Raw genomic sequence first — 7,016 nt, forward strand, 5'->3', positions numbered from 1 at the left:
CCTGTCCACGACCCTAAATAAGTGTCCAGGAATAAAAATTAGTGTCCAAACAAGACCAAAGACTGGGAAGGGATCTGTTTATTACTCGATCCTTGCTCCAGTCTTTTTCACTGCTCATTAAAGCACTCCTCAAGCCGTTCCCTCAATCATAATCCCAAGCCTATCAAGGCATTTATCGATTTTTTCTTCGATCGTTACTCAAGCTCTTTCTCAATCTTTTCTCTGCTTTTCCCCTGCATTTTCGACACGAATTTTTATCTCGTTCCGTTCACAATTGAACCAGTTCTTTACCAGTTTTTCGCCGTTGGAACCTGACATAACGGGACACTAATTATTATCTCGGAAATCGGGTGGAAGCCTTGTAGGGAAAGGGATTTAGGGTGTTGGAGATGGGCAAGTTTTGAGACGGTAATTTTTTGTTGATTACAAAGTAACAGGGATTTGGGGAGAGGAAAACAGGGAAGGGCATTTATACAAATAGCTCATTTATTGCATTCGCAATATTCCTTAATGCTTCATTGTTATGTCCCAATATATGTTGTTCATTAGGGTGGAAAGACATATTTCTAAACATTCGTAAAGCATGGTAGTAATCTTTTCTACTTCGATCTATTACTCGCCGTTTAACTAAGTTATTAATTTTTTTAGACAATCTAACATCTCTTCCGTTGGAATCCATATTTGTACCAATAACTTCTTCATGTTTATACGATATAGCCGCTTCAAAGGCTTTAATTGCTTGTTCATTTGCTAATGTGAAAAAGGCCCAGTACAAATATCCATAGGCATACAATGCTAATGCTGGTTCAAATAATGATTTAATGTTGTCTGGAACTTTTTCATTAAGGCATATGTCTTGAATGGATTCTATGTAATTTTTCTCAGTGATTGGCTCTAAATTTCCCGCTACAGTGTTCAACTTCCCAAAAAAATGAATGGTTTCATCAGCAGAGTAATAGTTTTCAAAGGTTATCTTTTTCATATAATTACCTCCCTCCATTGATTATTGTAACAGAGAGCTGTTGACAAAGTATCCTTCACCAGCAAAAACTGATTTAGAACAATAACTTGTTGTCAAGCAATTCAGGATTATTTCCTGACTTTTGCTCAGCTTTTCTTTTTGGGGCAGGGGGGAGATTTAGACATACCCCTGTCAAGTAGACAGATGAAAAAAGCTAAGCAGCTAGCGCGCACCGATACTCAATCGGTGCGCGTTGTTTCAATTTGGCTTGAAAGCGGTGGAAGTTATAATGATAAATGTAATCTTCCACCGCTTGCTGAATTTCTACTCCTGATTTACACTGTTTAATATACAACTTCTCTGTCTTGAGATGCGAAAAGAAGGATTCGATGCAAGCGTTATCGAGACAGGTTGCTTTGCGAGAGTGGCTGCCTTTAACGCCGAGTGCTTCTAATTGCGTGTTGTATGCCTGAGACGTGTATTGGAAGCCCTGATCCGAATGGAGCACGGCTTTCGAGACGTCTCTTTTTCTTGCCCATTGTTTTACCGTATCTAGCACGAGCTTCACATCGTTCCGTTCTGACAATTACCAAGCAACAATCTCGTTGTTGAATAAATCTTGGATAACGGACAAGTAATAAAATTTCATTCCGTCAGAAATATCGGTAATATCGGTGACCATTTTTTGCTGAGGTGCTGTGGCATGGAATTGGCGCTTTAAGCGATTCGGATACACGACAGAAGGCGTGTAATTGGACTGTTTTCGCTTTCTCCGGATAACCGATTGGATCGATATCTCACGCATGATTCTCCATACTTTTTTATGATTCACGTTGTATCCAGCTTCCCACAGGGCGGTCATCATGCGAGGGTAACCGAATTCTGGGTTTACAAAATGGATAGCCATCATGTGTTCCTTAATTTCATGGTCCTTGTCTCGTCTTGCCTCGCGTACTAGCTTCGTGGCTCGCCATTTGTAATAACTGGATCGTGGTATTCCCGCAATGGCTAGTAGGCATGAAATGCCGTGCATATTACGTAGCTCCTCCACTATTTCATAGTTAGCTTGCTGACTGAGGGCTTCTCCTTTACTAGATTTGGATACCGCTTTTTTAAGTAATCCACCTGCACTTTCAGGTAATCTCGTTCTTCTTCAACGCTTCCAAACGACGTCCGAGTACGCCCTTTCAGTGGATTTGACCCGTTGCCTTTCCGCTCATCGAATGACTCCCCGTTTTGACCATTTCTTCACCCAAACCTTCAACTGTGTACAATTACGAACTCCTTCTCGTTTGGCTACTACCTTGTAACTTTCACAGCCCTCCAAATAAGCCTTAACCGCTTTCAATTTGAATTCTTCTGTATACGTATAGAATGTTTGTCCTTTTTTAGCCATAAAATATCCCCTCCAATTGGCGCTCCAACCTCCATGATAACATGACGGTTTTTATTGAGTGTCTACTTGAAGGGGATAATACCAGATTGGGAGAATGCAGGGTTCTTCTTGAATCGTATCACAGTGGCTTTTCACAGGCGTCTAACTCAGGCATTTGCTCAGGTTGTTACCCAAGTTATTTCTGACCCTTTGTCCCGATTTTATCCCTGGAAAGTATGTTTTTGCAGCTCCGACGCGGGACAATTGCTCTGATTTCATGTTCAAATGATTGAGGACAAGAAAATGTTAGAGCAATACAGTTGCATCGTGAACAATATTGAGCAGTTGCTAAAATTTAAATACCCAAATCGTCCGCTGCATTGGTTCTACTATCACTACAAGAATCAGTTGATGCGGAAAGGATATGTTTCTGAGAAGGGAGAGTGGATCATCAACGAGTCCAAAAAGACTTCGTTGATTTTTATGGGGACGAGTTGTTGGGCTTCCTTCATTCTTCAGTGGGCGGTGAAAGCAGTTGGCTAAAGCTGATTTTTCAAAAGCATCGAAAAGGGTCTCATCCAATTCGTCATTTGCTCATAATGCAATTCTTGGGTCATACACTTGACGACATTTTCTATAATGAAATTTCTGAGCCGTGTAGTGAAACTGAAAGTAACACGCATCGTTCCAAACGAAAAATAATGAAGAAAACGATGACACCAGAATATAGAGAGCAGGCTAAAAAGGAAAGGCGAGAAGCTTGGTTGCAAATGAGAAGTCAGCATCCCTATCATGGAAGATTAGAACTGAGGAAACTCGACCCCAAGGTTTACGATTGGCTCTACCTATACGACCGACAATTTCTTATGGAACATATGCCCGAAAAGATGCTGCCGAAGGCTGGTTCCACGCGATACGATTGGGAGACAAGGGATCAGGAAATTCTTGATCAAGTCACTCAATTTGTGAAACAGATGATGATCGAGGAAGGGAAGCCTCGACGTTTAACATTGAAACGATTCAAGAAACTATGGGGATGCAATGCCTAATGCCTAAGCATTTGAAGAAGATGCAGCTAACCAAAGCATTTCTTGAACAGGTGGTAGAAGATGCAGAAGCGTTCAGAAAACGCAGAGTAATGTGGGCGTTAGGGGAGCTAAAATCGCATGATGAACCATTAACTTTGAACAGGGTAAAGTTAAAAGCTGGAGTCAGTCGAATTCCAGAGGAATGTTTGCATGAGCTTATTTCAATTACTCCTAAATAAATCTCTTCATGAAAGCTTATGGAAGTAAAAATCCAAAAGCCTTTTTTGCTGCTCAAATTAAGGTGAAAAGATACTTTTTCGGAATAAATAATGATATGATATTTCCTATATATACCGTTTACAAGGAGGAACAATGACTGCGGAAATAGCCATTCTAAATAGGTCAGCGGTGGCACTGGCGGCAGATAGTGCTGTTACGGTTGGCGATAAGGTCTACAACTCTGCTATTAAAATACTACCATTGTCATACAAGCATCCGATTGGAATTATGATATACAATACATCGACCTTTATGGGGATCCCATGGGAAACAATTATTAAATCCTACAGGAAACAGCTTGATAATACGTGATTTGATTATGTACAAGATTATTGTGAAGATTTTATTGGCTACCTTCGTAGTGGTATTGTTCCAGTAGCCCTTCAGAAAAATCGTTTGAGCTTTACCGCACTTAATCTTTTTCAAGATCTCCTAAATAACTATGAAAATACCGAGCCTCAATTGGATAATAAAGAGACATTTTCAGATTATATTAATTCATTGAGTCAACTCGATAATTGGACATTATCTCCTAACTGCTCATCGGATGAATTGCATTTTTTTTGTATTGAAAATGACGATCTGCTGACCGAAACTATTAACATCATTTTTAACGGTTATCAGTTAACTGAAGATGACCGATTGAATCTAAAAAGAATTGTTTCTGTCTATATCTACACTGACAGTTTCTCTTATGAAGAATATACTGGATTAGTAATCACAGGTTTTGGGGATGAAGAGATATTCCCTGCATTGTATTCATATACAGTTGGATTGGTTCTCGGTGATCGTTTAAAAATACAAAACAATAAGTCAGTAAATATCGACGGAATTACTACCAATTCATCTGTAGTTCCGTTTGCTCAACAGGATGTTGTATACAGGTACTTACTGGGCTTCGACCCAGATTTACAGCAGTTTTCAAGGAATCACATGATGGAACTACTTGAATATTATAATCAGTTAGTAAGAGATCGTTATAATATTGATAATGAAGATAATTTTCTTGTTGATTTAAAAAATAGGGCGGTTGATGCTTTTTATGCAGGAATATCGGAGTATCAAAAGGAAAGTTATATTAACCCAATGCATGATATTATAATGAATTTACCGCACAATGAACTTGGGAGTTTTGCCGAAACCCTTGTAAATCTCTCCTCATTTAAGAAAAAAGTCTCTAAAGAACAAGAGACCGTTGGAGGTCCCATAGATGTTGCTGTAATTACTAAAGGTGATGGTCTCATCTGGCTTAAGAGAAAACATTATTTTGAGGAGAGCATAAATCATCAATACTTTAAGAGGTGATGGGGACTTATCCGATATTTTGTGAATCGGATTTTCCTTTGGTCCCTGAAAGCTTTTTAAGTCTATAATTTAGTATACTTTGTAAAAAAAAGGAGAGATGATTTTGCCTACTTTTTCCTCTGTTGAAACAGGATCAATAATTTCAAAGATAGTTCGTTTTGTTATAAATTTCGAAACAGGATCAAAGCCAATGCAAGTGATGCATGTCTACGAAGTACAGTTAGCGACATATCCAGGAATTGATAATGAAATTATATATTTGCGGCGGTTATAGACGTATTTGCGTTGCTGAACAACAGGTAATTGAACTAAATAACCTTGTTGCAAAAAATGAACAAGATGCACTTTTAGAGATTACTGAAATGATTAAGAGAAAACATGACTACATATATGTTTAGAATTGAATTGCACTAATTTAGAGAGACCTTGAGGGTCTCTTTTTCAGTAATAGTGAGATAACGTGCAAATAATTGTGGTTTCCACAAAAATCAATGTTAGCAAAAAATACATTCTGGTGGGTTAAGATGAAATTAAATGAAGTAACATCATATGCTTGGGGAAACTCCATTGAGTTGAGATTTGGAGGTGAAAATAATTGGGATGAAAAAACGTTTACACACAAATGGTTCGATGAAAATTACCCTAACCTATGGCAAAAAGGAGGAGCAAGTGGGCTTTATTGGTTTATGATTAAAGATAAGACTGTTCAGAATCTTATTAAAGTTAAAACACCTGTGGAATTACCTAAAAAGGGAACTAACATAGTTGAAACCTCGAAAGATAATCTGAAAATCTTTCGAGAAAACTTATGTAATTCTGATGAAAATGGACTTTTGGTTATATACAACGGGCATGAGAAGAATGTATTTACAAGAATAAGGTCGCATTTTGCATTAAATAACGACCTAACCACTGCAATTGGTTTTAGAACGTACAATTTGTCTCAATATGATTTGAGGGTAAGGATATTTCATCATAAATTTGAAATGGATGATTTGAAGGAAACTGATAAAGAGGTTGTAAGAAGACTGCTGGAAACTAAAAGAGGAAGGGTCGCAATTGAACAATATTGGAGGACGATATATGGCTGGCCAATACTCTGTAAGGAGTAATGTAGGGGATATAAATTTCGATATCGTGTCTTTTTATACCAAAATGATTTAATATCATAAAAAAATAAAGTAGGGGATCTATAATGAGACTGGAAAGCATAGAAGTAAGCAATCACAAATCAATTGGGAATGAATTTCCAGTTAGAGTGAATCTTGCTGATATAGTAGTTATTACTGGAGCTAATGATTCTGGGAAAACATCGTTTTTGGAGGCATCATATATCGGAATCTTACATTTATTGGGATACAGTACATTTAACTCTAAAGAGTTTTCGATATATAATGACAGCTTGCATCATATTGGATTTAATGCTGTAGACGGTAAGCAATTGGTTAAAGTATACACTAAATGTACGACTGAAGAATCAAGTGAAATATTTGATAAAATATTTAATAAAGGTGATTTGAATAGGCATTTGGCGATTTTATTGGAAAAGGGATTCGCTGTTACACCAGATCAGGTTAGAAATTTTATAAATAATACTTTCATTTTATTGAAAGTTCCATTGAGTGAAGCTGAAGTTTTTTTCGGTTATTTTTCTATGTTTATCGATCAAGTATTCTGGAATGATCAAGTAGATAAGTTTTTTGGATTTGATGGGAATCCGGTTGAAGAATTCACATCTTACTTATTTGAGACTATTTCATCTATAGCTAATTTTGAAGAGTCGATTAGAAGTATGACATGTATGTATTTACCGAGTGCTACAAGGGAAATTAATTATATTGAAAAAGAACCAGAACCGGGAGCTACAGAGCGAAGTGATCCTGGCCTGGAATTACTACAGTTTTTTAAAAAAATTAGTTCGGAAAGTGGAAGGAGAGATGGTAGCTACTCAAGTTATCTCACGTATTGTAGAATAGTTCTTCCTGAGTTAGATAGAATTGAGTTGATTCCTCATGAATGTAATGGTAGGAATGAAGATTTATATTTAACTTGGAGTAGGAATGGAAAT

At 37.4% G+C, this 7,016-nt stretch carries 10 protein-coding genes; 6 read left to right on the plus strand and 4 right to left on the minus strand.

Features of this window, described 5'->3' with window-relative positions; all coding sequences use genetic code 11:
- Nucleotides 1-469: 469 nt before the first annotated feature.
- From BBG47_RS26810 to BBG47_RS30930, 4 genes are all read right to left on the minus strand, one after another.
- A complete protein-coding gene (locus tag BBG47_RS26810) occupies nt 470-982 on the minus strand; it encodes a DUF4145 domain-containing protein (protein ID WP_065294290.1) in 513 nt (170 codons plus the stop codon).
- 193 nt (nt 983-1,175) lie between these two features.
- The gene (locus tag BBG47_RS29645; protein WP_139070788.1) at nt 1,176-1,547 is read right to left on the minus strand and encodes an IS3 family transposase; all 372 of its coding nucleotides are present in this window, start codon (nt 1,545-1,547) and stop codon (nt 1,176-1,178) included.
- Entirely contained in the window at nt 1,548-1,994 is a 447-nt protein-coding gene (locus tag BBG47_RS29650; RefSeq protein ID WP_139070789.1) for an IS3 family transposase, read from the minus strand.
- A gap of 183 nt (nt 1,995-2,177) precedes the next feature.
- Nucleotides 2,178-2,357: a transposase gene (locus BBG47_RS30930; protein WP_251486999.1), complete on the minus strand. Its 180-nt coding sequence runs from the start codon at nt 2,355-2,357 to the stop codon at nt 2,178-2,180.
- 422 nt (nt 2,358-2,779) lie between these two features.
- Here BBG47_RS30930 and BBG47_RS26825 point away from each other — a divergent pair, with 422 nt between their 5' ends.
- From BBG47_RS26825 to BBG47_RS26850, 6 genes are all read left to right on the plus strand, one after another.
- On the plus strand, nt 2,780-3,385 hold the full coding sequence (locus BBG47_RS26825; protein WP_065294291.1) for a TnsD family Tn7-like transposition protein: 606 nt from the start codon (nt 2,780-2,782) through the stop codon (nt 3,383-3,385).
- Complete coding sequence (locus tag BBG47_RS26830; protein WP_065294292.1) at nt 3,385-3,603, plus strand: hypothetical protein; 219 nt, start codon at nt 3,385-3,387, stop codon at nt 3,601-3,603. The genes BBG47_RS26825 and BBG47_RS26830 overlap by 1 nt, the downstream gene beginning before the upstream one ends.
- 133 nt (nt 3,604-3,736) lie before the next feature.
- Nucleotides 3,737-3,955 carry a hypothetical protein gene (locus BBG47_RS26835; protein WP_065294293.1) on the plus strand — a complete coding sequence of 73 codons (219 nt, stop codon included), beginning with the start codon at nt 3,737-3,739 and terminating at the stop codon, nt 3,953-3,955.
- A gap of 84 nt (nt 3,956-4,039) precedes the next feature.
- Entirely contained in the window at nt 4,040-4,948 is a 909-nt protein-coding gene (locus BBG47_RS26840; protein WP_065294294.1) for a hypothetical protein, read from the plus strand.
- A 524-nt stretch (nt 4,949-5,472) separates the two neighbouring features.
- Complete coding sequence (locus tag BBG47_RS26845) at nt 5,473-6,060, plus strand: hypothetical protein (protein ID WP_065294295.1); 588 nt, start codon at nt 5,473-5,475, stop codon at nt 6,058-6,060.
- An 83-nt stretch (nt 6,061-6,143) separates the two neighbouring features.
- Nucleotides 6,144-7,016: OLD family protein (locus BBG47_RS26850; RefSeq protein WP_139070790.1), on the plus strand; the 873-nt coding region annotated here is incomplete at its 3' end.

Source organism: Paenibacillus sp. KS1 (genome assembly GCF_001680695.1).
GTDB lineage: Bacteria > Bacillota > Bacilli > Paenibacillales > Paenibacillaceae > Paenibacillus_B > Paenibacillus_B suaedae.

Excerpts from the sequence above, each read along its gene's own strand:
- BBG47_RS26810 (WP_065294290.1), bottom strand. The coding sequence starts at position 982 with ATGAAAAAGATAACCTTTGAAAACTATTACTCTGCTGATGAAACCATT.
- BBG47_RS29650 (WP_139070789.1), bottom strand. The coding sequence starts at position 1,994 with ATGCACGGCATTTCATGCCTACTAGCCATTGCGGGAATACCACGATCC.
- BBG47_RS30930 (WP_251486999.1), bottom strand. The coding sequence starts at position 2,357 with ATGGCTAAAAAAGGACAAACATTCTATACGTATACAGAAGAATTCAAA.
- BBG47_RS26830 (WP_065294292.1), top strand. The coding sequence starts at position 3,385 with ATGCCTAAGCATTTGAAGAAGATGCAGCTAACCAAAGCATTTCTTGAA.
- BBG47_RS26835 (WP_065294293.1), top strand. The coding sequence starts at position 3,737 with ATGACTGCGGAAATAGCCATTCTAAATAGGTCAGCGGTGGCACTGGCG.
- BBG47_RS26845 (WP_065294295.1), top strand. The coding sequence starts at position 5,473 with ATGAAATTAAATGAAGTAACATCATATGCTTGGGGAAACTCCATTGAG.